This is a genomic window from Streptomyces sp. NPDC093221 (genome assembly GCF_044753885.1).
Taxonomy (GTDB): domain Bacteria; phylum Actinomycetota; class Actinomycetes; order Streptomycetales; family Streptomycetaceae; genus Actinacidiphila.
The window spans coordinates 51075-77536 of the sequence record NZ_JBIVOA010000016.1; the positions used below are offsets into that span (position 1 = coordinate 51075).

Annotated in this window: 22 protein-coding genes; 20 read left to right on the plus strand and 2 right to left on the minus strand. The window is 71.8% G+C overall.

All coding sequences use genetic code 11. The features are described from left to right. Window positions 1-119: 119 nt before the first annotated feature. Entirely contained in the window at window positions 120-683 is a 564-nt protein-coding gene (locus ACIQCJ_RS35285; protein WP_355334136.1) for a carbonic anhydrase, read from the minus strand. Window positions 684-951: 268 nt separating this feature from the next. Between ACIQCJ_RS35285 and mraZ the strand changes: the two genes are divergently transcribed. From mraZ to ACIQCJ_RS35370, 17 genes are all read left to right on the plus strand, one after another. Beyond that, window positions 952-1383, plus strand: a complete 432-nt coding sequence (mraZ, locus tag ACIQCJ_RS35290; protein WP_355334133.1) for a division/cell wall cluster transcriptional repressor MraZ — start codon at window positions 952-954, stop codon at window positions 1381-1383. A gap of 198 nt (window positions 1384-1581) precedes the next feature. Then, window positions 1582-2559: a 16S rRNA (cytosine(1402)-N(4))-methyltransferase RsmH gene (gene rsmH, locus ACIQCJ_RS35295; protein ID WP_355334131.1), complete on the plus strand. Its 978-nt coding sequence runs from the start codon at window positions 1582-1584 to the stop codon at window positions 2557-2559. 356 nt (window positions 2560-2915) lie between these two features. Beyond that, window positions 2916-3410, plus strand: coding sequence for a cell division protein FtsL (locus ACIQCJ_RS35300; RefSeq protein ID WP_391043959.1), 495 nt, complete (start codon window positions 2916-2918; stop codon window positions 3408-3410). A gap of 66 nt (window positions 3411-3476) precedes the next feature. Next, window positions 3477-5603 (plus strand): peptidoglycan D,D-transpeptidase FtsI family protein, encoded by a 2127-nt coding sequence (locus tag ACIQCJ_RS35305; protein ID WP_402713929.1) that lies wholly within the window; start codon window positions 3477-3479, stop codon window positions 5601-5603. A gap of 2 nt (window positions 5604-5605) precedes the next feature. Beyond that, on the plus strand, window positions 5606-7219 hold the full coding sequence (locus ACIQCJ_RS35310) for a UDP-N-acetylmuramoyl-L-alanyl-D-glutamate--2,6-diaminopimelate ligase (protein ID WP_355334124.1): 1614 nt from the start codon (window positions 5606-5608) through the stop codon (window positions 7217-7219). After that, the gene (gene murF / locus ACIQCJ_RS35315; protein ID WP_355334122.1) at window positions 7216-8676 is read left to right on the plus strand and encodes a UDP-N-acetylmuramoyl-tripeptide--D-alanyl-D-alanine ligase; all 1461 of its coding nucleotides are present in this window, start codon (window positions 7216-7218) and stop codon (window positions 8674-8676) included. Before ACIQCJ_RS35310 ends, murF begins: the two co-directional genes overlap by 4 nt. Further along, the gene (gene mraY, locus ACIQCJ_RS35320; RefSeq protein ID WP_188282125.1) at window positions 8673-9737 is read left to right on the plus strand and encodes a phospho-N-acetylmuramoyl-pentapeptide-transferase; all 1065 of its coding nucleotides are present in this window, start codon (window positions 8673-8675) and stop codon (window positions 9735-9737) included. The genes murF and mraY overlap by 4 nt, the downstream gene beginning before the upstream one ends. Before the next feature lie 62 nt (window positions 9738-9799). Next, on the plus strand, window positions 9800-11230 hold the full coding sequence (gene murD, locus ACIQCJ_RS35325) for a UDP-N-acetylmuramoyl-L-alanine--D-glutamate ligase (RefSeq protein ID WP_402713955.1): 1431 nt from the start codon (window positions 9800-9802) through the stop codon (window positions 11228-11230). 97 nt (window positions 11231-11327) lie between these two features. Further along, window positions 11328-12611, plus strand: a complete 1284-nt coding sequence (gene ftsW, locus ACIQCJ_RS35330) for a putative lipid II flippase FtsW (protein WP_355334118.1) — start codon at window positions 11328-11330, stop codon at window positions 12609-12611. A 6-nt stretch (window positions 12612-12617) separates the two neighbouring features. Next, window positions 12618-13709, plus strand: coding sequence for an undecaprenyldiphospho-muramoylpentapeptide beta-N-acetylglucosaminyltransferase (gene murG, locus ACIQCJ_RS35335; protein WP_355334117.1), 1092 nt, complete (start codon window positions 12618-12620; stop codon window positions 13707-13709). 119 nt (window positions 13710-13828) lie between these two features. After that, window positions 13829-14620, plus strand: a complete 792-nt coding sequence (locus ACIQCJ_RS35340; RefSeq protein WP_402713932.1) for a cell division protein FtsQ/DivIB — start codon at window positions 13829-13831, stop codon at window positions 14618-14620. 250 nt (window positions 14621-14870) lie between these two features. Then, complete coding sequence (ftsZ, locus tag ACIQCJ_RS35345) at window positions 14871-16091, plus strand: cell division protein FtsZ (protein WP_355334113.1); 1221 nt, start codon at window positions 14871-14873, stop codon at window positions 16089-16091. After that, a complete protein-coding gene (gene pgeF, locus ACIQCJ_RS35350) occupies window positions 16088-16849 on the plus strand; it encodes a peptidoglycan editing factor PgeF (RefSeq protein WP_355334110.1) in 762 nt (253 codons plus the stop codon). The genes ftsZ and pgeF overlap by 4 nt, the downstream gene beginning before the upstream one ends. Continuing rightward, window positions 16846-17598: a YggS family pyridoxal phosphate-dependent enzyme gene (locus tag ACIQCJ_RS35355; RefSeq protein WP_402713935.1), complete on the plus strand. Its 753-nt coding sequence runs from the start codon at window positions 16846-16848 to the stop codon at window positions 17596-17598. Before pgeF ends, ACIQCJ_RS35355 begins: the two co-directional genes overlap by 4 nt. A 93-nt stretch (window positions 17599-17691) precedes the next feature. Then, a complete protein-coding gene (locus ACIQCJ_RS35360; RefSeq protein ID WP_188282131.1) occupies window positions 17692-18330 on the plus strand; it encodes a cell division protein SepF in 639 nt (212 codons plus the stop codon). Between the two features lie 63 nt (window positions 18331-18393). Next, complete coding sequence (locus ACIQCJ_RS35365; protein ID WP_355334104.1) at window positions 18394-18681, plus strand: YggT family protein; 288 nt, start codon at window positions 18394-18396, stop codon at window positions 18679-18681. A gap of 46 nt (window positions 18682-18727) precedes the next feature. Next, window positions 18728-19897 carry a DivIVA domain-containing protein gene (locus tag ACIQCJ_RS35370; RefSeq protein ID WP_391043975.1) on the plus strand — a complete coding sequence of 390 codons (1170 nt, stop codon included), beginning with the start codon at window positions 18728-18730 and terminating at the stop codon, window positions 19895-19897. Between the two features lie 124 nt (window positions 19898-20021). On the opposite strand, the gene ileS is transcribed toward ACIQCJ_RS35370, so the two are convergent. After that, window positions 20022-23189, minus strand: a complete 3168-nt coding sequence (gene ileS, locus ACIQCJ_RS35375; protein ID WP_402713938.1) for an isoleucine--tRNA ligase — start codon at window positions 23187-23189, stop codon at window positions 20022-20024. 582 nt (window positions 23190-23771) lie between these two features. On the opposite strand from ileS, the gene ACIQCJ_RS35380 reads away from it, so the two are divergent. The 3 genes from ACIQCJ_RS35380 to ACIQCJ_RS35390 all read left to right on the plus strand — a co-directional run bounded on the left by ACIQCJ_RS35380 (window position 23772) and on the right by ACIQCJ_RS35390 (window position 26414). Next, a complete protein-coding gene (locus tag ACIQCJ_RS35380; RefSeq protein ID WP_402713940.1) occupies window positions 23772-24629 on the plus strand; it encodes a TraR/DksA family transcriptional regulator in 858 nt (285 codons plus the stop codon). A 104-nt stretch (window positions 24630-24733) separates the two neighbouring features. Further along, the gene (gene lspA / locus ACIQCJ_RS35385; protein ID WP_401714695.1) at window positions 24734-25405 is read left to right on the plus strand and encodes a signal peptidase II; all 672 of its coding nucleotides are present in this window, start codon (window positions 24734-24736) and stop codon (window positions 25403-25405) included. Window positions 25406-25472: 67 nt separating this feature from the next. Then, the gene (locus ACIQCJ_RS35390) at window positions 25473-26414 is read left to right on the plus strand and encodes an RluA family pseudouridine synthase (protein WP_355334093.1); all 942 of its coding nucleotides are present in this window, start codon (window positions 25473-25475) and stop codon (window positions 26412-26414) included. Window positions 26415-26462 lie beyond the last annotated feature (48 nt).

A 26462-nucleotide genomic window follows, 5' to 3' on the forward strand; every position in this document is an offset into this window, starting at 1 on the left:
GTCATCCCTGGACCGGCCCACCCCACTTGCGTGCCGCTCGTGCTCGCGCCGGGCGAGGCAGTGCGGTGCCGCACGATGCATTCTTCCCTTACGCGGCACCCCACGTCACTCGCCTGCCGTTACTTGTTCGTGATTTCCCGGAGTAGACCAGTGTGCACGTCGAAGACGAACCCGCGCACATCGTCGGTGTGCGCGAGGAAGGGCGAGGTGCGCACCCGGTTCATCGACTGCCGGACATCCTGGTCGATATCGGTGAACGCCTCCACCGACCAGGTCGGCCGCTGGCCGACCTCCCGTTCCAGTTCGGTACGGAAGTCCTCGGTGATGCTCTGCAGGCCGCAGTTGGTGTGGTGGATCAGCACGACGGAGCGGGTGCCCAGTGCGCGCTGGCTGATGGTGAGGGAGCGGATGGTGTCGTCGGTGACCACGCCGCCCGCGTTGCGGATGGTGTGGCAGTCGCCCAGCTCCAGGCCGAGCGCCCGGTGCAGGTCGATGCGGGCGTCCATGCAGGCCACGACGGCGACCTTCAGAACGGGCCTGGCATCCATGCCGGGGTCTTGGAACGCGTCGGCGTAGCGCTGGTTGGCTGCGACGAGCCGGTCGGTAACGGACGCGGTGGCGGTGTCTCCGGAGCGGCCGCTGACGTCGGTCGGCGCTGGGGAACCACTGGCAGATATCGACATGTCTCTGACGGTACGGCTCCGGGTGCCGTTCCACCTGCTGTGAGGTCCCACGAAATTTCGGCTCAAAAAGGATAAGCATCGGCAATTCCACGATGTGTGAGGTAGCCCACACACCCTCCGGGGCTCACCGGAAAGGGGTGACGCGAGGGGACGTGAGGGGTGACGCGGAGGTCGCGCGGGACGTGACGCGCCCGGCTCCGCTCTGCGTTGACCGTGGGGGCCGGTGGAGTAAAGTGGCGCGAAGTGGTGCCGTCTGCTGGAGGTGTGCATGTTCCTCGGGACGTACACCCCGCGGCTCGACGACAAGAACCGGCTGGTGCTGCCCGCCAGGTTCCGCGAGCAGTTCGCCGACGGACTGGTGATCACCAAGGGGCAGGAACGCTGCTTGTGCGTGTGGTCGGTCGACGGCTTCAAGGCCGCCACCAGAAGCCTGTCCGACGCCCCGCTGACCTCGAAGGGCGCGCGGGACTACCTGCGCGTGCTGTTCGCCGGGGCGCATGACGAGGTCCCCGACAAGCAGGGCCGGGTCACGGTGCCGCAGCCGCTGCGCGCCTACGCCGGGCTGGTCAGGGACTGCGCGGTGATCGGCGCGGGCAGCCGGGTGGAGATCTGGTCCGCGACCGCCTGGGAGGGCTATCTCGCGGCCCAGGAAGACACCTTTTCGGCCCTGTCCGAGGAGGTTCCGCCCGGATTACTGTGAGCGCGGCCCGACCGGTCCGCGCCCCGGCGCACCTGCGCGCACCCCACGCTTGACTCCGTACCACCGCGCGGACGTACGGCCCGGCCTCCTCCCGCTCTGCCGCTCCGCTGGCACCACTTCCCCGGTGCCAGGGGAACGTTTCCTTTCGAGCGGGCGGGGACCCGGTTCTACGTCCCCCGTACCGCCGAGAAGGGCCCCATGAGCGACACCACCCCCGCGCAGCCCGAGCCGCGCCATGTGCCGGTCATGCTCCGGCGCTGCCTGGACCTGCTGGCCCCCGCGCTCGCCGAGCCGGGCGCGGTCGTCGTGGACGCCACCCTCGGCCTCGGCGGCCACAGCGAGGCGCTGCTCAGCACGTTCCCCGCCGCCCGGCTGGTCGCGCTCGACCGCGACACCGAGGCGCTGAAGCTCTCCGCCGAGCGACTCGCGCCCTTCGGCGACCGCGCCACCCTCGTGCACGCGGTCTACGACGAGCTGCCCGACGTCCTGGACCGGCTCGGCATCGTCCGCGTCCAGGGCGTCCTGTTCGACCTCGGCGTCTCCTCCATGCAGCTCGACGAGGCCGGCCGCGGCTTCGCGTACGCCCAGGACGCGCCGCTGGACATGCGGATGGACCAGACCACCGGGATCAGCGCCGCCGAGGTGCTCAACACGTATCCGCCGGGCGACCTGGTGCGCATCCTGCGCGCCTACGGCGAGGAGAAATTCGCCCGCAAGATCGTGGACGCGGTGGTGCGCGAGCGGGAACGGGAGCCGTTCAGCAACAGCGCGCGCCTGGTGGAGCTGATCCGTACGGCGCTGCCGCAGGCCGCGATGCGCACCGGCGGCAACCCGGCCAAGCGGACCTTCCAGGCCCTGCGGATCGAGGTCAACGGCGAGCTGTCGGTGCTGGAGCGCGCGGTCCCGGCGGCCGTCGGGGCGCTCGCGGTCGGCGGCCGGATCGCCGTGCTGTCGTACCAGTCGCTGGAGGACCGGCTGGTCAAGCAGGTCCTCGCGGCCGGGGCCGCCACGACCGCGCCGCCCGGCCTGCCGGTGGTGCCCGAGCAGTACCAGCCCCGCCTGAAGCTGCTCACCCGCGGCGCGGAACTGCCCACCGAGGACGAGATCGCCGAGAACCGGCGGGCCGCGCCCGCCCGGCTGCGCGGCGCCGAGCGGATCCGCGAGGACGCGCGGTGAGCCAGGACCGGCCGGGGGACCGGCGACGGCCCCCCGGCGACGACCGGGCACGCCGGGACCGGTCACCTGAGGGCCGGCCGGGCGACGGCCGGGCACGCGGGGAACCGGCGCGCGGACGGAGCCCGCGCGAGGACCCCGCCCGTGGCCGCGCCCCGCGCCAGGAACCGCCCCGTAAGCGGGCCGCCGGTCAGGAACCGTCCCGCGAGCGGCCCGCCCGCCAGGACCGGCCGCCGCGCCAGGACCGCGGGGAGCCGCGCCGCGGGACCGCGAGGGTGCCCAGGCCGCCGCGCGCGCCCGGCCTGTCCGTACGGCCCTCCGCGGGCCGCGGGTCCGCCCGGTCCGCAACCGCCGCCCGTATGCCGTTCGTCCTTCTTGTCGTGACCCTCCTCGCGGGCGGCCTGCTCTCCCTGCTGCTGCTCAACGGAGCGGTCAACCAGGACTCCTTCGAGCTGAACAAGCTTCAAAAGGAGACCAACGGTTACACGGACGAGCAGCAGCAGCTCCAGCAGGAGGTCGATCAGTACGCGGCCCCCGGCGGCCTGGAACAGCGCGCCCGGCAGCTCGGCATGGTGCCGGGCGGCAACCCGGCCTTCCTCAACCCGGACGGCAGCGTCCGGGGCACCCCCGAGGAGGCCACGGCGCCGCCCGCGCCGCCGCCGACCAGCAAGGCGCCGTCGGCCCCGACCGGCACGCCCACCGCGACCCCGCCGAGCGGCACCCCGACCGGCGCGGCCGACGCCGCCGCGACCGGGTCGCCGACCGGCGCGCCCGGCACCACTCCTTCGGCACCCACGACCCCCGGCGGCGCGCACGCCGCCGCCACGACCACTCCCACTCCTCCCGGCAGGTGACTTCGTGAAGCCTCAGCCACCCTCCCCGACCGCCCGTTCCCCGCGCCCCGCGCGGAGGGCCGGCCGGTGAGCGAGCCGAGACGACCGCAGCCGGGCCGCGCCCCGCGCCCTGGCGCGCCCCGCCCCCGCGCGTCCGGAGCGGGCAACGCGGGCGGCGCGGCGGCCGGAGCCGCAGGAGCCCCCGCGGGCCGGATTCGCCGCCCCCGCCCCGAAGGCGCCGCGCCCCGACCCGCCCAGCGCGCGGGCCAGCGGCTCGGCCAGCGCCCCGCCGCCCCCCGCCCGCGCCGCGCCGCCCCGCCGCCGCGGGCCCCCCGCGGCCCCCGGCTGGTCAAGCTCGGCAGGCCCAAGCCCCGGCTGCGGCTGGTCGGCGTCGCCCTCACCCTGGTAATGGCCGCCTTCGTGATCCGGCTGCTCCAGGTCCAGGCCGTGGACGCCTCCACCTACGCGGCCAAGGCCGCGGTGAACCGCTGGGTGACCCACGACGTCACCGCCGACCGCGGCACCATCACCGACCGCTCCGGCGTCGACCTGGCCACGACCGTGGACGCGTACGACATCACCGCCGACCCGTATCTGTTCACCCCGGAACAGACCAAGACCAAGGACGCGCCGCTCCAGGCCGCCGAACTGCTCGCGCCGATCGTCGGCGGCGACCCGACGGCCATCGCCAAGGCGCTGGCCACCCCCAAGTCCCGCTACCAGGTGATCGCCCGCCAGCAGTCCCCGCAGGTCTGGAACCAGATCAAGGACCTGAAGAAGGCGTTCGCCGCCACGTACGCCAGGGGACAGGGCGCCAACGTGCTGGCCGGGGTCTTCAGCGAGACCCACACCAAACGCGTCTACCCCGGCGGCGACCTGGCCGCGGGCGTCCTCGGCTTCGTCAACAGCCAGGGCGTGGGCGGCGGCGGCCTCGAATCCATGCTCAACAAGGAACTCGCGGGCAAGAACGGCAAGATCCGCTACGCCCAGTCCGACGGCCGCCAGGTGCCCACCGCGGGCGTCCAGGAACACCCCGCCGTGCCCGGCTCCGACGTCGAGCTGACCCTGGACCGGGACATCCAGTGGGCCGCCCAGAGCGCGATCACCGCCCAGGTGCAGAAGTCCAAGGCCGACCGCGGCTATGTGATCGTCCAGGACTCCAGGACCGGCGAGGTGCTGGCCATGGCCGACGCCCCCGGCTTCGACCCCGGCGACCTCGCCCACGCCGACCCGCGCGCGCTCGGCAACGCGGCGATGCAGGACGCGTACGAGCCCGGCAGCGTCAGCAAGCTGATGTCGATGGCCGCGATCCTCGACACCGGCACCGCCACCCCCGACACCCGGGTCACCGTCCCCGGCACCCTGCCGCGCGCCGACCGGGTCTTCCACGACGACGTCGACCACGGCACCTGGTACCTGACGCTCAACGGCGTCCTGGCCAAGTCCAGCAACATCGGCACCATCCTGGCCAGCCAGCAGCTCGGCACGACCCAGCCGCAGGCCAACCGGGTGCTCTACTCGTACCTGAAGAAATTCGGCATCGGCGACCCCACCGGCATCGGCTTCCCCGGCGAGACACCCGGCATCCTGGCCAAGCCGCAGGACTGGAACGCCTCCCAGCAGTTCACCATCCCGTTCGGCCAGGGCCTGTCGGTCAACGCGCTCCAGGCCACCTCGGTCTACTCGACGATCGCCAACGGGGGCGTACGCGTCCAGCCCACGCTGATCCGCGGCACCACGGGACCCGACGGCCGCTACGTCCCCGCGGACCCGGCCAAGAAGACCCGGGTGGTCAGCGCGCAGACCGCCAAGACGCTCTCCACGATGCTCGAATCGGTCGTCGGCGACGAACAGGGCACCGGACTCCACGCGCGGATCGCCGGATACCGCGTCGCGGGCAAGACCGGTACGGCCAACCGGGTGGACCCGGAGACCGGCAAGTACAAGGGCTACACCTCGTCGTTCCTGGGCTTCGCGCCCGCCGACGACCCGCGCGTCACGGTCTCCTGCGTGATCCAGAACCCGACCAGGGGCAGCTACTTCGGCGGCTCCATCTGCGGCCCGGTCTTCAAGCAGGTCATGGAATTCGCGCTCAAGACGCTGAAGGTCCCGCCGTCCGGCACCAAGGCTCCCCATCTGCCGGTCGACTTCGACCCGGCCCAGCCCGCGACGCCGCCCGGCACCGCGAAGCCCGGCACGGACAAGGCGCGGTGATCATGAATTTTGGCTCGCACCCCGGCCAGCCCGGTAACCTCACCGCCGTGCCCAAAGCTGATCAGCCCACCCTCACCCAGCCGGGCGCGCCGCGCCCGACGCGTATCCGCCCCAAAACCCTGCACGAACTCGCGGAACTCACCGGACCTCTCGGTACGCGGGTGCCGGACGGCCCCACCGCGCAGGTCACCGGCATCACGCACGACTCGCGCGCGGTCCGCCCCGGTGACCTGTACGCGGCGCTGCCCGGCGCGCGCTTCCACGGCGCGGACTTCGCCGCGCAGGCCGCCGCCGCCGGAGCCGTCGCCGTACTGACCGACCCGGCGGGCACCGAGCGCGCCGCCGCCACCGGACTGCCCGTCCTGACCGTGGACGACCCGCGGGCCCGGATGGGCGAACTGGCCGCCGCCGTCTACGACCAGCCGGGCGACGGCCTGCTGCGGGTCGGGATCACCGGCACGTCGGGCAAGACCACCACCGCCTACCTCGTCGAGGGCGGCCTGCGCGCCGCGCGTGACGGCGGCACCGGCCTCATCGGCACCGTCGAGACCCGGATCGGCGACGACCGGATCAAGAGCGAGCGCACCACACCGGAGGCCACCGACCTCCAGGCGCTCTTCGCCGTGATGCGCGAACGCGGTGTCGAATCGGTGGTCATGGAGGTCTCCAGCCACGCCCTGGTGCTCGGCCGGGTCGACGGGGCGGTGTTCGACGTGGCCGTCTTCAACAACCTCAGCCCCGAGCACATGGAGTTCCACGCGGGCATGGAGGACTACTTCCAGGCCAAGGCGCAGCTCTTCACCCCGCGCCGCAGCCGGCTCGGCGTGGTCAACCTGGACGACGCGTACGGCCGCAGGCTGGTCGGCGAGGCCACCGTGCCGCTGGTCACCTTCTCCGCCGAAGGGCGGCTGGACGCGGACTGGCGGGCCGAGGACGTCGAGGCGGGGCTGCACGGCAGCACCTTCACCGTGCTCGGCCCCAAGGGCGAGCGGGTGGACGCCACCGCGCCGCTGCCCGGCCCCTTCAACGTCGCCAACACCCTGGCCGCGATCACCGCGCTGGCCGCCGCGGGCCTCGACCCGCAGACCGCCGCCGACGGCATCGCCGCCGTCCCCGGCGTCCCCGGCCGCCTGGAGCGGGTCGACGCGGGACAGCCGTATCTGGCGGTCGTGGACTACGCGCACAAGACCGACGCCGTGGAGCTGATGCTGCGCGCGCTGCGCAAGACCACCCGCGGCCGGATCCACGCCGTGCTCGGCTGCGGCGGCGACCGCGACACCACCAAGCGCGGGCCGATGGGCGCGGCGGTCGCCCGGCTCGCCGACACCGCCGTACTGACCTCCGACAACCCGCGGTCGGAGGACCCGCTGGCCATCCTCGCCGCGATGCTGAACGGCGCGTGCGAGGTCCCCGCGCAGCAGCGCGGACACGTCATCGTCGAACCCGACAGAGCCGCCGCCGTCGCCGCCGCCGTCGCACGGGCCGAGCCCGGCGACATCGTGGTGGTGGCGGGCAAGGGCCATGAACAGGGCCAGGACATCGCCGGAGAGGTACGCCCCTTCGACGACCGAGAGGTGCTGCGCGCCGCGATCGAGAAGGACCGACAAGCACTGTGATCCCCCTCACCCTCGCCGAGGTCGCACGCGCGGTCGGCGGGAGCACGCACGACATACCGGACACGGAAGTACGTGTCACCGGCCCGGTGGTCAGGGACTCCCGCGAGGTGGTGCCCGGCGCGCTCTTCGTGGCGTTCGCCGGAGCCAAGGCCGACGGCCATGACTTCGCCGCCGACGTGGTCGCGGCGGGCGCCGTGGCGGTGCTCGCCACCCGGCCGGTCGGCGTACCCGCGATCGTCGTGGACGACGTACAGACCGCGCTCGGCGCCCTCGCCAAGCACGTCATCGAGCGGCTGGGCGCCACCGTGGTGGCGCTGACCGGCTCCGCGGGCAAGACCAGCACCAAGGACCTCATCGCGCAGCTCCTGGAGCGGCACGCGCCCACCGTGTGGACACCGGGCTCGCTGAACAACGAGATCGGGCTGCCGCTGACCGCGCTGAGCGCCGACGAGCACACCCGGCACCTGGTGCTGGAGATGGGCGCCCGCGGTATCGGCCACATCAGCTACCTGACCGGACTGACCCCGCCGCGGATCGGCCTGGTGCTCAACGTCGGCAGCGCGCACATCGGCGAGTTCGGCGGCCGGGAGCAGATCGCCCAGGCCAAGGGCGAGCTGGTCGAGGCGCTGCCCGCGGCGGCCGAGGGCGGCATCGCCGTACTCAACGCCGACGACCCGCTGGTCCGCGCCATGGCCTCCCGTACCAAGGCGCGCGTCGTGTACTTCGGCGAGTCGGCCAGGTCGGTCGACGGCGTGGACGTCGAGGTGACCGCCGAGAATGTCCGGCTCAACGACCGGGGTCAGGCCGTCTTCACGCTGCGAACACCCACCGGGTGCGCCGAGGTGACCTTGCGCCTGTACGGTGAGCACCACGTGTCGAACGCGCTCGCCGCGACCGCCGTAGCCCGTGAACTGGGCATGCCCGTCGACGAGATCGCCACCGCGCTCTCCGAGGCCGGCACGCTCTCGCACTGGCGCATGGAGGTCACCGAGCGGCCCGACGGCGTGACGGTCGTCAACGACGCCTACAACGCGAACCCCGAATCCATGAGGGCTGCCCTGCGCACACTCGCAGCGATGGGCAGATCCACACAGGCGCGCGGGGGGCGCACGTGGGCGGTGCTCGGAAAGATGGCCGAACTCGGCGGGGAAGCACTCGTCGAGCACGACGCGGTGGGGCGGCTGGCCGTCCGGCTCAACGTCAGCAAGCTCGTGGCCGTGGGCGGTACCGAAGCCGCCTGGCTGCAAATGGGCGCCTATAACGAGGGTTCGTGGGGTGAGGAGTCGGTGCACGTGTCCGACGCGGAGGCGGCGATCGACCTGTTGCGCAGCGAAGTGCGCCCGGGGGACGTCGTACTGGTGAAGGCATCGAGGTCGGTCGGCCTGGAGTCCGTCGCCCTGGCGCTGCTCGAAGCCGACGGCTTCGACGGCTCGGCCCGTGAGGGTGCCGCCCTGTGAAGCAGATTCTCGTCTCCGGCGTCCTGGGGCTCTTCCTGTCGCTGGTCGGCACACCGCTGTTGATCCGCCTGCTGGCCCGCAAGGGCTACGGACAGATGATCCGGGACGACGGTCCGAAGGCGCACCACAGCAAGCGCGGCACGCCCACCATGGGCGGTATCGCGTTCATCCTGGCCACGCTGATCGCCTACGCGGCGACCAAGCTGATCACCGGTGACAAGCCGACCATGTCCGGCGTGCTGGTGCTCTTCCTCTTCGCCGGTATGGGCCTGGTCGGTTTCCTCGACGACTACATCAAGATCGTCAAGCAGCGCAGCCTCGGCCTGCGCGCCAAGGCGAAGATGTCGGGCCAGCTCATCGTCGGCATCGCCTTCGCGGCGCTCGCGCTGAACTTCAAGGACTCCCGCGGCCAGACCCCGGCCTCCACCAAGCTGTCGTTCACCACCGACTTCGGCTGGTCCATCGGCCCGGTGATCTTCGTGGTCTGGGCGCTGTTCATGATCCTGGCGATGTCCAACGGCGTGAACCTCACAGACGGCCTCGACGGCCTGGCCACCGGCGCCTCCACCATGGTCTTCGCCGCGTACACCGTCATCGGCGTGTGGCAGTACGGCCAGTGGTGCGGGGCCCCGGTCAGCGCCAACGGCGCGTGTTACGAGGTCCGCGACCCACTCGATCTCGCGGTGGTCGCGGCGGCCCTGATGGGAGCCTGCTTCGGCTTCCTGTGGTGGAACACCTCACCGGCCAAGATCTTCATGGGCGACACCGGCTCCCTGGCCCTGGGCGGCGCGCTCGCGGGCCTGGCGATCTGCTCCCGCACCGAGATGCTGCTGGCCATCCTCGGCGGCCTCTTCGTCCTGATCACGATGTCCGTGATCATCCAGGTCGGCTCCTTCCGGCTCACCGGCAAGCGGGTCTTCCGGATGGCGCCACTCCAGCACCACTTCGAACTCAAGGGGTGGAGCGAAGTCCTGGTCGTGGTCAGATTCTGGATCATCCAGGGCATGTGCATGGCCGTCGGACTCGGCATCTTCTACGCGGGCTGGGTGGCCGCGTCGTGACGACCGACTCCCCGGCGTTCCCGGAGTCTCCGGCCTCCCCGTCCGCCGCCGGGCAGGGCTTCGTGAACCCCGACTTCACGGATCTGCGCGTCACCGTCGCCGGGCTCGGCGTCTCCGGCGTGCCCGCCGCGAAGGCGCTGCACGCCCTCGGCGCCCGCGTCACCGTCGTCAACGGCGTCGCGGGCGAGCGGCAGCGGGCCGAGGCGGCCGAACTGGAGGCGCTCGGCATCACCGTGCGCCTCGGTGACGGCGCGACCCTGCCCGAGGGCACCGAACTCGTGGTCACCGCCCCCGGCTGGAAGCCGAGCAGCCCGCTGTTCACGGCCGCCGCCAAGGCGGGCGTGGAGATCTGGGGCGACGTCGAACTGGCCTGGCGGCTCAGGAAGCCCGGCGCGGCCCCCTGGCTCGCGGTCACCGGCACCAACGGCAAGACCACCACCACCCGCATGCTCGCCGCGATCCTCACCGCGGCGGGCCTGCGCACCGCGGCCGTCGGCAACATCGGCGTCTCCCTGCTGGACGCGGTCCTCGGCGACGAGCCGTACGACGTCCTCGCCGTCGAGCTGTCCAGCTACCAGCTCCACTGGGCGCCCAGCATCCGCCCGCACTCTGCCGCCGTGCTCAACCTGGCGCCCGACCACCTCGACTGGCACGGCTCGATGGCGGCGTACACCGCCGACAAGAGCCGGATCTACCAGGGCAACCAGGTCGCCTGCGTCTACAACCGCGCCGACCCGGAGACCGAGCGGCTGGTCCGCGAGGCCGACGTCGAAGAGGGCTGCCGGGCGATCGGCTTCACCCTCGACGCGCCCCGGCCCTCCGACTTCGGTCTGGTCGACGGCATCCTGGTCGACCGCGCCTTCGTGGACGACCGGGTCAACAGCGCGCAGGAGCTGGCCGAGACCGCCGACGTCAACCCGCCGGCCCCGCACAACATCGCCAACGCGCTGGCCGCCGCCGCCCTCGCCCGCGCCTACGGCGTCGAACCGGCCGCCGTACGCGAGGGCCTGCGGGCCTTCCGTCCGGACGCGCACCGCATCGCCGAGGTCGCCACCCGCGACGGCATCACCTGGGTCGACGACTCCAAGGCCACCAACACCCACGCGGCCGAGGCGTCGCTGGCCGCGTACCCGTCGATCGTCTGGCTCGCCGGCGGCCTCGCCAAGGGCGCGGTCTTCGACGACCTGGTCATCAAGTCCGCCGACCGGCTGCGGGCCGCCGTCCTGATCGGCGCCGACCGCGCCCTGATCCGTGAAGCGCTCGCGCGACACGCCCCCCAGGTCCCGGTGGTCGAGCTGGGCCGGACCGACACTGGGGCGATGGCCGCCGCCGTCGCCGTGGCACGCGACCGGGCCCAGCCCGGCGACACCGTTCTGCTGGCACCGGCCTGTGCGTCGATGGACATGTTCGCCAATTACAACGAGCGCGGCGATATGTTCGCGGAAGCCGTCCGGCGCCTGGGCGCCGCCGACAGCGACAGCGACGAGCCCTAGCCGCAGGTGTCGTGCGGCGCCCTCGCTCCGATGGAGGTCCCATGACGGCCACTGCGTCCCCCCGCCGCCCCGCGCACCGCCCCCGCGGGGGGCGGGTATGAGCACGTACCCGGCCCGGCAGCGCGGCAGCGCGCTCCGGGGCGCCGCCCGGCTCCCCGAGCGGGTACGCGCCGCCTGGGACCGCCCGCTGACGGCGTACTACGTCATCCTCGGCGCGGCCCTGCTGATCACCGTGCTCGGCCTGGTGATGGTGTACTCCGCCTCGATGATCCAGGCGCTGCGCTACGGCCTGCCGTCCACGTACTACTTCCGCAAGCAGCTCCTCGCGGTCGCCCTCGGCTCCGTGCTGCTCTACGCCGCCGCCCGGATGCCGGTCAGACTGCACCGCGCGCTCGCGTACCCGCTGCTGCTCGGCGCCGTCTTCCTGATGTGCCTGGTCCAGGTCCCCGGAATAGGGCAGACGGTCAACGGCAACACCAACTGGATCTCCATCGGCGGCCCGTTCCAGATCCAGCCCAGCGAATTCGGCAAGCTGGCCCTGGTGATGTGGGGCGCCGACCTGCTCGCCCGCAAGGGCGACCGGAATCTGCTGATCCAGTGGAAGCACCTGCTGGTGCCGCTCGTGCCCGTGACGTTCCTGCTGCTCGGACTGATCATGCTCGGCGGCGACATGGGCACCACGATGATCCTCACCGCGATCCTCTTCGGCATGCTCTGGCTCGCGGGCGCCCCCACCAGGCTCTTCGCGGGCGTGCTGTCCGGCGCGGCGGCGCTGGCGGCCCTGGCCATCATCACCAGCCCCAACCGGATGGGCCGGCTGCACTGCATCGCCGCCACCGACCCCGGCACCAACGACCAGTGCTGGCAGGCCGTGCACGGGATCTACGCCCTCGCCTCCGGCGGCTGGTTCGGGTCGGGACTCGGGGCGAGTGTGGAAAAATGGGGTGAACTCCCGGAGCCGCACACCGACTTCATCTTCGCCGTAACCGGGGAGGAATTGGGTCTGGCGGGGACGCTGTCGGTACTCGCCCTCTTCGCGGCACTAGGCTACGCGGGTATCCGCGTGGCCGGTCGTACGGAGGACCCCTTCGTCAGGTTCGCAGCGGGTGGCGTGACCACCTGGATCACGGCGCAGGCCGTGATCAACATCGGTGCGGTGCTCGGCCTGCTGCCGATCGCCGGAGTCCCGCTCCCGCTGTTCTCCTACGGAGGTTCAGCCATCCTGCCGACCATGTTCGCGATCGGGCTGCTCATCTCCTTCGCGAGAAACGAGCCCGGAGCGCGAGCGGCCCTGGCCATGCGGGGGCGTAGTGCTTTCAGCGGGGCAATGACACGGACGATGCGGCGGTACGTCACCAGGCGGCCGTCCGGAGAGCGGTGAATTTCGGTGCATGTCGTACTCGCCGGCGGGGGGACCGCCGGCCACATCGAGCCTGCGCTCGCGCTCGCCGATGCCCTGCGCAGGCAGGACCCGACCGTGGGCATCACGGCCCTCGGCACCGAGAAGGGCCTGGAGACCAGGCTGGTGCCGGAACGCGGTTATGAACTGGCGCTCATCCCGGCCGTCCCGCTGCCGCGCCGCCCCACCCCGGAACTGATCACCGTCCCCGGACGGCTGCGCGGCACCATCAAGGCCGCCGAGCAGATCCTGGAACGCACCAAGGCGGACTGCGTGGTCGGCTTCGGCGGCTACGTGGCGCTGCCCGGCTACCTGGCCGCCAAGCGGCTCGGCGTGCCGATCGTCGTGCACGAGGCCAACGCGCGGCCGGGCCTGGCCAACAAGATCGGGTCGCGGTACGCGCACGCGGTCGCCGTCTCCACCCCCGACAGCAAGCTGCGCGACGCCCGTTACATCGGCATCCCGCTGCGCCGCACCATCGCCACCCTCGACCGGGCCGCCGCCCGCCCCGAGGCCCGGCACGCGTTCGGCCTCGACCAGAACCTGCCCACCCTGCTGGTCTCCGGCGGCTCCCAGGGCGCCCGCCGGCTCAACGAGGTGATCGCCACCGTCGCGCCGCGGCTCCAGCAGTCCGGCGTGCAGATCCTGCACGCGGTCGGCCCCAAGAACGAACTCCCGCGGTCCGACAACATGCCCGGCATGCCGCCGTACCGCCCGGTGCCCTACGTCGACCGGATGGATCTCGCCTACGCCGCCGCCGACATGATGCTCTGCCGGGCCGGTGCCATGACCGTCGCCGAACTGTCCGCGGTCGGACTGCCCGCCGCCTACGTGCCGCTGCCCATCGGCAACGGCGAACAGCGGCTCAACGCCCAGCCGCTGGTGAAGGCCGGCGGCGGCCTGCTGGTCGACGACGCCGAACTCACCCCCGACTGGGTGCTGGGACACGTGCTGCCCGTCCTGACGGACCCGCACCGCCTGTACGACATGTCGCGCGCGGCAGCCGAGTTCGGCCGCCGCGACGCGGACGACCTGTTGGTCGCCATGGTGTACGAGGCGGTGGCCGCGGGCCGCCGCTGACGGTGGCCGCCGCGCCGAGGGCGTGTCCCGCGGCGCGGCGGACCGGGCCTGGCACGATAGGGCCCGCGGGGCGCGGACGCGCTCCGCATCCGTCGACGCGGGGAGGCCGGGTGACCGGGGTGACCGGGACGCAAGCGAAGCCGGTCGGCGCCGACCGGGACGGGGCGGCGCCCGGCGCCGGACGGCGCCCGCGCCCCCGGCCGACCCTCCCCAGCCGCCGGACGGCGATCATCACACTGGCCGTCCTCACCGTCCTCGTCGCGGGCGGCACCTGGGCCGTCTACGGCTCCTCCTGGTTCCGCGCCACGCGCGTGACCGTCACGGGCAACGACGTGCTGACGCCGCAGCAGATCGAGCGCGCCGCGGGCGTACCGCTGGGCGGCGCGCTGGCCTCCGTGGACACCGGCGCGGTCCGCAGGCGGCTGCTCACCGCGCTGCCGCGGATCGACCATGTGGACGTGGAACGGTCGTGGCCGCACACGGTCCGGGTGAAAGTGACCGAACGAACGGCCTCCGCCGTACTGAAAAGCGGCGACAAGTTCACCGAAGTGGACCCGGGCGGTGTGCGATTCGCGACGGTCGACACCGCGCCGCGCGGCGTACCGCTCGTGCAATTGACGCCGGATCAGTCGCCGAGCCTTCGGCATTTCGGAACAAAGAGCCTGCTGCGGGCCGCCATTGCGGTCGCCGCCGATCTTCCGGAATCGCTGCACGGCCAGGCGACCGCGATCCGGGTCCGTTCCTACGACAACATCACCGTCGAACTCTCGCGCGGACGCAGCGTGATGTGGGGGAGCGCGGAACAGGGCGCGCGGAAGGCCGCGGTGCTCAATGCGCTCCTGAAGGTCCAGCCACACGCCTCCCACTACGACGTGAGTGCCCCCAGCGCCCCTGCGGCGTCAGGGAGTTGACGCCCCTTATGGCATTATTCGACCCCTGGCCCACCAGCCGGTGACGTGATCACATAGGGTCAAAAGAAAAACGGTAGGTTCGGCGTGTTCGTTGAACCACTACCGCTTGTCGACTTAGTGTCTCGTCCCAAGGAACACATGGGACATGCATACTGGTAACCCTAAACCTCACGGTTAGGGTTCGGAACGGCATCGGCGAGCGTACCGACCGTCCCACAAGATACGTAACTCGAGGCGAGAGGCCTTCGACGTGGCAGCACCGCAGAACTACCTCGCAGTCATCAAGGTCGTCGGCATCGGCGGCGGTGGCGTCAACGCCATCAACCGGATGATCGAGGTCGGTCTCAAGGGCGTCGAGTTCATCGCGATCAACACCGATGCGCAGGCCCTCCTGATGAGCGACGCCGACGTCAAGCTCGACGTCGGCCGTGAACTGACCCGGGGCCTCGGCGCCGGGGCCAACCCCGACGTGGGCCGCAAGGCCGCCGAGGACCACCGCGAGGAGATCGAAGAGGTGCTCAAGGGCGCCGACATGGTCTTCGTCACCGCGGGTGAGGGCGGCGGCACCGGCACCGGCGGCGCACCCGTCGTCGCCAACATCGCCCGCTCGCTCGGCGCCCTGACCATCGGGGTCGTCACCCGCCCCTTCACCTTCGAGGGCCGCCGCCGCGCCAACCAGGCGGAGGACGGCATCGCGGGGCTGCGGGAGAACGTCGACACCCTGATCGTCATCCCCAACGACCGTCTGCTGTCCATCTCGGACCGCCAGGTCAGCGTGCTCGACGCCTTCCGCTCGGCCGACCAGGTCCTGCTCTCCGGCGTGCAGGGCATCACCGACCTGATCACCACCCCCGGCCTGATCAACCTCGACTTCGCCGACGTGAAGTCCGTGATGTCCGAGGCGGGTTCGGCCCTCATGGGCATCGGCTCCGCGCGCGGTGACGACCGTGCGGTCGCCGCCGCCGAGATGGCGATCTCCTCGCCGCTGCTCGAAGCCTCCATCGACGGCGCCCGCGGGGTGCTGCTCTCCATCTCCGGCGGCTCCGACCTCGGCCTGTTCGAGATCAACGAGGCGGCCCAACTCGTCAGCGAGGCGGCCCACCCCGAGGCCAACATCATCTTCGGCGCGGTCATCGACGACGCGCTCGGCGACGAGGTGCGGGTCACCGTGATCGCCGCCGGGTTCGACGGCGGTCAGCCGCCCACCAAGAGCAGCGCCAAGGCGCTCGACGGATACCGCGACACGACCCCCGCCTCCGGCGCCCGGATCGCCAGCCAGCCCGAACCCGCCCGCCCGGCGACCTCGTACACCGGCCTCGGCAGTGTCCCGGTCGCCTCGTCGGACCGCGACAGCGACAACGAGCCCGTCGCGGAGGCGCCGACCCCGGTCCCGCCCCCGCACGTGCCGCCGGCCCGTCCCTACCAGGACACCGCGGCCGAAGAGCTCGACGTACCCGACTTCTTGAAGTGATAGGGCACCGCCAGACAGCGAGCGGCGCGCACTTCGCCTTCACCGACCGGTGGGGCGGGGTGAGCGCCGTTCCGCACGACAGCCTCAACCTCGGCGGCGCGGTGGGGGACGACCCCGCCGCCGTACGCGCCAACCGCGAGCGCGCCGCGGCCGATCTCGGCCGCGACCCCGACCGGGTGGTGTGGATGAACCAGGTGCACGGCCGCGAGGTCGCCGTCGTGGACGCCCCGTGGGGCGACCGGCCGGTCCCGGCCGTCGACGCGCTCGTCACCACGCGCGCCGACCTCACGCTCGCCGTACTCACCGCCGACTGCGTGCCCGTACTGCTCGCCGACCCGGTGGCCGGTGTCGTGGCCGCCGCGCACGCGGGACGGCCGGGACTGGTCGCGGGTGTGGTGCCCGCCGCCGTCGAGGCGATGACGGCGCGGGGGGCCGACCCCGCGCGGATCACCGCGCTGCTCGGCCCCGCCGTGTGCGGAAAGTGCTATGAAGTGCCCGCCGCGATGCGGGACGAGGTCGCCCGGGCGGTGCCGGAGGCGTACGCCGAGACGAGCTGGGGCACTCCGGCGGTCGACGTGGCTTCGGGGGTGCGCGCCCAACTCGCGCGCGCCGGAGTGAACCTCGGGCCGAGCGCCGGATCATCCGACGGGCCGGGCGCGGGTGTGTGCACCCTGGAGTCCGCCGATCACTTCTCCTACCGCCGCGACGGTGTCACCGGCCGCCTGGCGGGCTATGTCTGGCTGGACGGCGCCGCGTGACCGAGCATCAGACCGACCCCGGGGCCGAGGACGCCGCCAGGCGCGCGGAACTCGCCGCGAATCTGGACCGTGTCGAGAAGCGGATCACCGCCGCCTGCGAGGCGGCCGGGCGGGACCGCGCGGACGTGACCCTGATCGTGGTCACCAAGACCTACCCGGCGAGCGACGTCCGGCTGCTGGCCGGCCTCGGCGTCCGGCATGTGGCGGAGAACCGCGACCAGGACGCCGCGCCCAAGGCGGCGGCGTGCGCCGATCTTCCGCTTACTTGGCATTTTGTGGGGCAGTTGCAGACCAACAAGGCTCGTTCAGTGGTCCGTTACTCTGATCATGTGCACTCGGTCGACCGGCTCCGGCTGGTCGGCGCGCTGTCGACCGCGGCGACCGCCGCGGAAAAGCGGCTCGGGTGCCTCGTTCAGGTCGCCCTGGACGCGGAGTCGGGCGCTCAGGGAGAGCGCGGCGGGGTGGCACCCGACGCGGTCGCCGCGCTCGCCGACGCGATCGCGGCGGCACCGGGGCTGCGTCTCGACGGCCTGATGACCGTCGCGCCGCTGGCCGGGGCGTACGCGGGCCAACCCCGCGCCGCCTTCGATCGGTTGATGGAAATCTCATCCGGCCTGCGCGAGACCCATCCGGCTGCGACCATGGTCTCGGCAGGGATGAGCCAGGACCTCGACGAAGCCGTTGCGGCCGGAGCGACACATGTACGCGTCGGTACGGCGGTACTCGGAGTCCGTCCCGGGCTCGGGTAACGTCACCAACAAGTCGGACCACAGCATAAATATGGTGTGGCGGCCGTCCGAGCGGCGGCCGAGGACCGCAACCCCGCTGAGAGGACGCAGAGCATGGCCGGCGCGATGCGCAAGATGGCGGTCTACCTCGGCCTCGTGGAGGACGACGGATACGACGGGCCGGGATTTGACCCCGACGACGAGTTCGAGCCCGAGATGGCCGCTCCGCCCGCAGCACGGGCCAGCGCCGACCCCGAGCGTGCCCCTCGCCGTCAGCAGCAGGTCAGCCAGCACGTACCGCAGCACGTACCACAGAGCCAGCACCAGTCGTCGCAGGACGAACCGGCGCGTCTCGTACACGCCCCGGCGCCCCGTGAACCGCGGATCGCCCCCGTGGCGTCCATCACACCCGAACGTCACAGCCTGGAGAAGAACGCACCGGTGATCATGCCCAAGGTCGTGTCAGAGCGAGAGCCGTACCGGATCACGACACTGCACCCCCGGACCTACAACGAAGCCCGTACCATCGGGGAACACTTCCGCGAGGGAACGCCGGTGATCATGAATCTGACGGAGATGGACGACACGGACGCGAAGCGTCTTGTCGACTTCGCCGCCGGCCTGGTCTTCGGTCTTCACGGAAGCATCGAGCGGGTGACGCAGAAGGTGTTCCTCCTGTCGCCTGCTAACGTCGATGTCACGGCGGAGGACAAAGCCCGGATCGCCGAGGGCGGGTTCTTCAACCAGAGCTGAACGAGACGCAACCGCAGGGACCCGGCCACCGGGCCGAAGACGAGCAGGGGAGAGGGAAGCGCGATGAGTGTCGCACTCCAGGTGCTGTACATCGCGCTGTACTGCTTCCTGTTTGTGCTGATCTTCCGATTGGTGATGGATTACGTCTTCCAGTTCGCCCGTTCATGGCACCCTGGGAAGGCGATGGTGGTGGTCCTGGAGGGCACCTACACTGTCACCGATCCGCCACTCAAGCTCTTGCGGCGGTTCATCCCGCCGCTACGTCTCGGGGGCGTGGCGCTCGACCTGTCCTTCTTCGTATTGATGATCATCGTGTACATCCTGATCTCCGTCGTGGGGAACTTGATGTGAACGGTGCGGGCTCCCGATATGTCGACGATCACGTTGAGGTGAAGAGATGCCGCTGACCCCCGAGGACGTTCGGAACAAGCAGTTCACGACCGTCCGCCTCCGAGAGGGCTATGACGAGGATGAGGTCGACGCCTTCCTCGACGAGGTGGAGGCGGAGCTGACTCGATTGCTCCGCGAAAACGAGGACTTGCGCGCCAAACTGGCCGCGGCCACCCGTGCCGCCGCCCAGAACCAGCAACAGGGCATGCGCAAGCCCGAACAGCAGGACCGGCCGGTGCCCGCTGCCATATCCGGTCCGCAGCCGGTGCCGCAGCAGCAGATGGGTCCGCCGCAGCAGCAGGGCGGTATGCCGCAGTTGCCGCCCGGCCCCAGCGCCCAGCAGCAGCACGGGCCCGGCCCGATGCAGCAGCAGATGGGGCACCCCATGCAGCAGCAGGGGCCTGGTCCGATGGGCCAGCACCCGATGCAGCAGCAGGGACCCGGCCCCATGGGCCAGCACCCGATGCAGCAGCAACAGCAGCAGCACCACCCGATGCAGCAGCAGGGACCCGGTGGCGACAGCGCCGCCCGCGTGCTCTCGCTCGCGCAGCAGACGGCGGACCAGGCCATCGCGGAAGCGCGTTCCGAGGCCAACAAGATCGTCGGCGAGGCCCGCAGCCGCGCCGAGGGCCTGGAGCGGGACGCCCGCGCCAAGGCGGACGCTCTTGAGCGGGACGCCCAGGAGAAGCACCGCGTCGCGATGGGCTCCCTGGAGTCCGCCCGCGCCACGTTGGAGCGCAAGGTCGAGGACCTGCGCGGCTTCGAGCGCGAGTACCGCACGCGTCTGAAGTCCTACCTGGAGTCCCAGCTCCGTCAGCTCGAGAACCAGGCCGACGACTCGCTGGCTCCGCCGCGTACCACCCCCGCGGCTCCCTCCCTCCCGGCCGCGTCCACCATGGGCGGCTCGATGGGCGGATCCATGGGCAACGGCGGTATGGGCAACGGCATGGCACCGGCCGGCGCGGGCGCCGGTATGGGACACGCGGGCTCCGCGCCGTCCTACGGCGGCCAGGGCATGGGCGGCGGTCACACCCCCGGCCCGACGTACGGCGGCCAGCAGCAGATGTCTCCTGCCATGACCCAGCCGATGGCACCGGTACGGCCGCAGGCGCCGCAGCCGATGCAGCAGGCGCCGACGCCGATGCGCGGTTTCCTGATCGACGAGGACGACAACTGACCTAGCGGTCGGCTGGACCCGCACCACACAGGGCCGGGCCCCCGGGGAATCCTTTTTCCCCGCGGGGCCCGGCCCTGTTCTGTGCGACGACCACCGTGCGAAGGGGACTTCGCCCCTACGCGGCTCAGCTCTTGCGCAGGTGGAAGGTCAGGGCCAGGGACTCGTCCGTGAACGCCGGGCCGAAGGAGGCATCGGCCGACGCGTCGGTGAAGCTGTCCGCCAGGACCTCCTCGGAGATGAGCGAGGCGTGGGCGGACAGGGCCGTCGAGACGTCGGGCTCGGCCGTGGCCCAGCGGACGTGAATCCGGTCGGCCACGTCGAAGCCGGAGGTCTTGCGGGCCTCCTGGATCAGCCGGATGGCGTCGCGGGCGAGCCCGGCCAGGCGGAGTTCGGGAGTGATCTCCAGGTCGAGCGCGACCGTGGCGCCGGAGTCGGAGGCGACCGACCACCCTTCGCGCGGGGTCTCGGTGATGATGACCTCTTCAGGAGCGAGCGCGACCTCCTCGCCGTCCACGACCACCGAGGCCGTACCGCCGTCGCGCAGCGCCGCCGACAGGGCCGCCGCGTCGGCGGCGGCGACCGCGGCCGCCACGGCCTGGACGCCCTTGCCGAAACGCTTGCCCAGCGCGCGGAAGTTGGCCTTGGCCGTGGTGTCGACCAGCGACCCGCCGACCTCGGACAGCGACGCCAGGGAGCTGACGTTCAACTCCTCGGTGATCTGCGCCCGCAGCTCGGCCGAGAGCCCCTCGAAGCCCGCGGCGGCGACCAGCGCGCGCGACAGCGGCTGACGCGTCTTGACACCGGACTCCGCGCGCGTGGCACGGCCCAGCTCGACCAGCCGCCGTACGAGCAGCATCCGCTCCGACAGGGCCGGGTCGACGTGCCGCTCGTCCACGACGGGCCAGGACGAGAGGTGGACGGAGTCGGGGGCACCGGGGACCACCGGCACCACCAGGTCCTGCCAGACCCGTTCGGTGATGAACGGCACCAGCGGGGCCATCAGCCGCGTCACGGTCTCCACCACGTCGTGCAGGGTGCGCAGCGCGGCCGGGTCGCCCTGCCAGAAGCGGCGCCGCGAACGGCGCACGTACCAGTTCGACAGGTCGTCCACGAAGGCCGACAGCAGCTTGCCCGCGCGCTGGGTGTCGTACGACTCCAGCGCGTCGGTGACCTCGCGCACCAGCACGTTCCGCTCGCCGACCAGCCAGCGGTCGAGCAGCGGGCGGTCCTCGACGGCCGGGTCGGCCGCCGAGGGGGCCCAGCCGGACGTACGGGCGTACAGCGCCTGGAAGGCGACCGTGTTCCAGTACGTGAGCAGCGTCTTGCGGACGACCTCCTGGATCGTGCCGTGGCCGACCCGGCGGGCCGCCCACGGGGAGCCGCCGGCCGCCATGAACCAGCGCACCGCGTCGGCGCCGTGCTGGTCCATGAGCGGGATCGGCTGGAGGATGTTGCCCAGGTGCTTGGACATCTTGCGGCCGTCCTCGGCGAGGATGTGGCCGAGGCAGACCACGTTCTCGTAACTCGACCTGTCGAAGACGAGCGTGCCGATGGCCATCAGCGTGTAGAACCAGCCGCGGGTCTGGTCGATCGCCTCCGCGATGAACTGCGCCGGGTACGTGCGCTCGAAGACCTCCTTGTTGTGGAACGGGTAGCCCCACTGCGCGAACGGCATCGAACCCGAGTCGTACCAGGCGTCGATCACCTCGGGGACGCGGGTCGCGGTGCCGCCGCAGGACGGGCAGCCGAAGGTGACCGCGTCGATGTACGGGCGGTGCGGGTCGAGCCCGGACTGGTCGGTGCCGGTCAGTTCGCCGAGTTCGGCCAGCGAGCCGACACAGGTCAGATGGCCGTCCTCGCAGCGCCAGATCGGCAGCGGCGTACCCCAGTAGCGGTTGCGCGACAGCGCCCAGTCGACGTTGTTCTTCAGCCAGTCGCCGAAGCGGCCGTGCTTGACCGAGTCCGGGTGCCAGTTGGTCTTCTCGTTCTCCCGCAGCAGGGCGTCCTTGACCGCGGTGGTCCTGATGTACCAGGACGGCTGCGCGTAGTAGAGCAGCGCGGTGTGGCAGCGCCAGCAGTGCGGGTAGCTGTGCTCGTACGGCAGGTGCCGGAACAGCCGTCCCGAAGCCTGGAGTTCGGCGACCAGCGCCTCGTCGGCCTTCTTGAAGAAGACCCCGCCGACCAGGGGCACGTCCGGCTCGAAGGTGCCGTCGCGGCGCACCGGGTTGACCACCGGAAGGCCGTACGCGCGGCAGGTCTTGAGGTCGTCCTCACCGAAGGCGGGGGACTGGTGGACCAGGCCCGTGCCGTCCTCGGTGGTGACGTACTCGGCGTTCACCACATAGTGCGCGTCCGGGATCTCGACGAGGTCGAACGGCCGCTGATACGTCCAGCGTTCCATCTCGCGGCCGGTGAAGGACTGCCCGGTCGCCGTCCAGCCCTCGCCCAGCGCCTTGCCGAGCAGCGGCTCGGCGACGACCAGCTTCTCGGTGCCGTCGGTGGCGACGACGTACGTCACGTCGGGGTGCGCGGCGACGGCGGTGTTGGAGACCAGCGTCCAGGGCGTGGTCGTCCACACCAGCAGCGCGGCCTCGCCCGCCAGCGGGCCGCCGGTCAGCGGGAAGCGGACGAAGACCGACGGGTCGACGACCGTCTCGTAGCCCTGGGCCAGTTCGTGGTCGGACAGGCCGGTCTGGTCCTTCGGGCACCAGGGCGCCACCCGGTAGTCCTGGACCAGCAGGCCCTTGTCGAAGATCTGCTTGAGCGACCACCACACGGACTGGACGTACTCCGGGTCCATCGTCCGGTAGGCGTTGTCGAGGTCGACCCAGTAGCCCATGCGCGTGGTCAGGTCGGTGAAGGCGTCGGTGTACCGGGTCACCGACTCGCGGCACTTCGCGTTGAACTCCGCGACGCCGTAGTCCTCGATGTCCTGCTTGGTGGTGAAGCCCAGTTCCTTCTCCACCGCCAGCTCGACCGGCAGCCCGTGGCAGTCCCAGCCGGCCTTGCGGGTCACGTGGTGGCCCTGCATGGTCTTGAAGCGCGGGAAGACGTCCTTGAAGACGCGGGCCTCGATGTGGTGGGCGCCGGGCATGCCGTTGGCGGTCGGCGGGCCCTCGTAGAAGACCCAGTCGGGCAGTCCGCGGCTCTGCTCGACGGAACGGGCGAAGGTCTTCCGCTCGCTCCAGAGGTCGAGCACCTCGTGTTCGAGGGCGGGCAGGTCGACCTGGGCGGGCACCGGCCGGTACTGCGGCGGCTGCGGCTGTCCCTGCGCGGTCTGGTGGTCGCTCATCGGTGGTTTCCTCCGGCGGACACTGGTGCGTACTCCGTCGAAGGGACGAGAGCGAGCGCTCCCGCGGTACCACCCTCCTTGGCGGTGGAGGCGCCCCGCACACGGGGAACCCACCGCCCCCTCATTGGGGCAGCGACGCCGGTTCTACTCGCCCGGGGGCCTTGAGGGGCCTCCCGCGGGCTTTCTTCCGGCGGCTCCGGGGTGATCTTCGCACCGCGCACACCCCCGGGCTTCCACCGTCCCCGGGTCGCTCATGGCTGCGTGCGGCGCTACTCGTCCCATCCACGCCTTTCGCTGCGCTCAGTGTACGGCGCTGGGAGCGGCCCGGCCGAACGGTTTACCCGGGCCGCCCACTGACCCGAATGGCCTGCTCCGCGCGCCCCGACGGCGACTGTCACGGATCGTTACCGCCAGGTACCGGAATACCTGGCGGTGAGCTGGGCACAACGGATGCAGACCTGCCCGCCCTCCGGGGCGGACCGGTCGGCCAGGCAGCGCGCCCCGTTGCCGCGGGTCCGGAGCCGATTTACCGTTTCCGGCACGATTCGCGAACAAGATCACGGATGTGAAGGGGTCGCGGCCATGGTCGTGAAGAAAAGGGGACGGCCTGCGGCCGGCTCCGACCATCCCGGTGTGACCGGGGCGTCCGTGGCGCCTGCCCGCGGGCCCGCGGCGGCGAGGAAGTCCGTGCGTACGGTCACGGTCGCCATCGATGCGGAGGAGGGCGACGCGGCCGAGGAGGCACCGCGGAAGAAGGCGGCTGCCAAGAAGGCCCCGGCCAAGAAGGCAGTCAAGAAGACGGCGGCGAAGAAGGCAGCGGCGAAGAAGACGGCAGCCAGGGAAACGGCTCCGGCAGGGAAGGCCGCCGCCGCGAAGGCGCCGGCGAAGAAGACGGCCGCGAAGAAGGCGGCGGCCGAAAAGGCGGCGACGGGCCGTACGGCGAAGAAGACGGGAGCCGGCAAGGTGGCAGCGAAGAAGACCGCGGCGGGTACGGCCGCGACCACGGGGGCCGCGTCCGCGGTGCCCGCCGCCCGCACCGCGGGCCCCGGCGGCCTGGCCGTCCTCCCCGGTGAGGACCCGTGGACGCCGGAAGAGGTCGAGGAGGCCCGCGCCGAGCTGCTGGGCGAGGTCCAGCGGCTCACGGAGGGCATCAGCTCCTCGGAGGCGGCCGTGGCGGGCCTGCTGCGCGACTCGGGCGACGGCGCGGGTGACGACGAGGCCGACACCGGCACCAAGAACATCACCCGCGAGTACGAGATGGCGCTGGCCGCCAACACCCGCGAGATGCTGGCGCAGACCAGGCACGCCCTGGAACGGCTGGACGAGGGCACGTACGGCCTCTGCGAGTCCTGCGGCAATCCGATCGGCAAGGCCCGCATGCAGGCGTTCCCGCGGGCCACGCTGTGCCTGGACTGCAAGCAGAAGCAGGAGCGGCGCTGAGGGCTCCGCCCGCGGACGGCCCCGGTCGTACGGGTGTGCCGTACCCTCGTCATCAGTCAGGATTCGGCCTGGCGGGCACGGAGCACAAAGGCTGAGGGACTCACGTGACGGAAGCGGAGCGCACCATCACCACGCCGGAGGAGACGCCGGACGCGACGCCTGACGGCGGGACGGGCGTCGAGGAGTCGGGCGTCGCCGAGCCGTCGGAGCAGGCCGCTCCGGCGGCGGACGGGACGGAAGGGGCGGCGCGGGGCGACGAGCCCGCCGGGCCGCAGGCCGTCTCGCGGCGGCGGCGCCGGATCGTCACCCTGATCGGGGTGGCGGCGCTGGCGTACCTCCTCGACCTGCTCTCCAAGATCTGGGTGGTCACCAGCCTGGAGAACCACGAGCCGGTCAACGTCTTCGGCCACTACCTGCGGCTGGACGCGATCCGGAACGCCGGGGCGGCCTTCGGCATGGGGCAGGGCATGACGATCGTCTTCACGATGATCGCGGCCGGTGTCATCGTCGTGATCGCCCGGCTCTCCCGCCGTCTGCACAGCCTGCCGTGGGCCGTCGCGCTCGGCCTGCTCCTCGGCGGCGCCTTCGGCAACCTCACCGACCGCGTCTTCCGCGCTCCCGGCGGCTTCCAGGGCCGGGTGGTGGACTTCATCGCGCCCGAGCACTTCGCCGTCTTCAACCTCGCCGACTCCGCCATCTGCTGCGGCGGCGCCCTGATCGTCCTGCTCTCCTTCCGCGGCGTCGACCCGGACGGCACCGTCCACCGCGAGGACTGACTCCCGCAGGAGGCGCCCGGTCCCGCGCTGGTACGGCCGGGGGCGGCGGGTCCGGCATACTCGTGTGGTGAGTACCGTTCCGGAAATCCGTTCCCTGCCCGTGCCCGACGGCCTCGAGGGCGAGCGTGTCGACGCCGCCATCGCCCGGATGTTCGGCTTCTCGCGGACGAAGGCCGCGGAGCTGGCGGCGGCGGGCAAGGTGTCGATCGACGGGTCGGCCGCGGGGAAGTCCGAGCGGGTGCACGGCGGAGCGTGGCTGGAGGTCGAGATGCCCGAGGCCGCCGCCCCGGTGCGGATCGTCGCGGAGCCGGTCGAGGGCATGGAGATCGTCCACGACGACGAGGACATCGTCGTCGTCCTCAAGCCGGTCGGCGTCGCCGCCCACCCGAGCCCCGGCTGGACCGGCACCACCGTGATCGGCGGCCTCGCCGCCGCCGGATACCGGATCTCCACCTCGGGGGCCGCCGAGCGCCAGGGCATCGTGCACCGGCTCGACGTCGGCACCTCCGGCCTGATGGTGGTCGCCAAGTCCGAGCGGGCGTACACCCTGCTCAAGGCGCAGTTCAGGGACCGCGTCGTGGACAAGCGCTACCACGCTCTGGTGCAGGGCCACCCGGACCCGATGAGCGGCACGATCGACGCGCCGATCGGCCGTCACCCCCACCACGACTACAAGTGGGCCGTCGTCGCCGACGGCAAGGCGTCCGTGACGCACTACGACCTCATCGAGGCGTTCCGCTCCGCCAGCCTGCTGGACATCAAGCTGGAGACCGGCCGCACCCACCAGATCCGGGTGCACATGTCCGCGCACCGCCACCCCTGCGTCGGCGACATCACCTACGGCGCCGACCCGACGCTCGCCAAGCGCCTGGGCCTGACCCGGCAGTGGCTGCACGCCAAGCAGTTGGGCTTCGAACACCCCTCGGACGGGCGCTGGGTGGAGTTCAGCAGCGAGTACCCGGACGACCTCCGGCACGCGCTCGACGTGATCCGCGCCGACAGCGAGTAGCCGTATCGGGGCCGGTGAAAGGCACGGCGGGGCGGCCGCGGGTCCGGC

Bases quoted from the DNA above. Each gene is read 5' to 3' on its own strand.
- ftsW (WP_355334118.1), top strand. From the start codon at position 11,328: ATGAGCACGTACCCGGCCCGGCAGCGCGGCAGCGCGCTCCGGGGCGCC.
- ACIQCJ_RS35380 (WP_402713940.1), top strand. From the start codon at position 23,772: ATGGTCGTGAAGAAAAGGGGACGGCCTGCGGCCGGCTCCGACCATCCC.
- mraZ (WP_355334133.1), top strand. From the start codon at position 952: ATGTTCCTCGGGACGTACACCCCGCGGCTCGACGACAAGAACCGGCTG.
- ACIQCJ_RS35370 (WP_391043975.1), top strand. From the start codon at position 18,728: ATGCCGCTGACCCCCGAGGACGTTCGGAACAAGCAGTTCACGACCGTC.
- ACIQCJ_RS35285 (WP_355334136.1), bottom strand. From the start codon at position 683: ATGTCGATATCTGCCAGTGGTTCCCCAGCGCCGACCGACGTCAGCGGC.
- ACIQCJ_RS35300 (WP_391043959.1), top strand. From the start codon at position 2,916: ATGCCGTTCGTCCTTCTTGTCGTGACCCTCCTCGCGGGCGGCCTGCTC.
- ileS (WP_402713938.1), bottom strand. From the start codon at position 23,189: ATGAGCGACCACCAGACCGCGCAGGGACAGCCGCAGCCGCCGCAGTAC.
- ACIQCJ_RS35360 (WP_188282131.1), top strand. From the start codon at position 17,692: ATGGCCGGCGCGATGCGCAAGATGGCGGTCTACCTCGGCCTCGTGGAG.
- ACIQCJ_RS35310 (WP_355334124.1), top strand. From the start codon at position 5,606: ATGAATTTTGGCTCGCACCCCGGCCAGCCCGGTAACCTCACCGCCGTG.
- ACIQCJ_RS35365 (WP_355334104.1), top strand. From the start codon at position 18,394: ATGAGTGTCGCACTCCAGGTGCTGTACATCGCGCTGTACTGCTTCCTG.
- rsmH (WP_355334131.1), top strand. From the start codon at position 1,582: ATGAGCGACACCACCCCCGCGCAGCCCGAGCCGCGCCATGTGCCGGTC.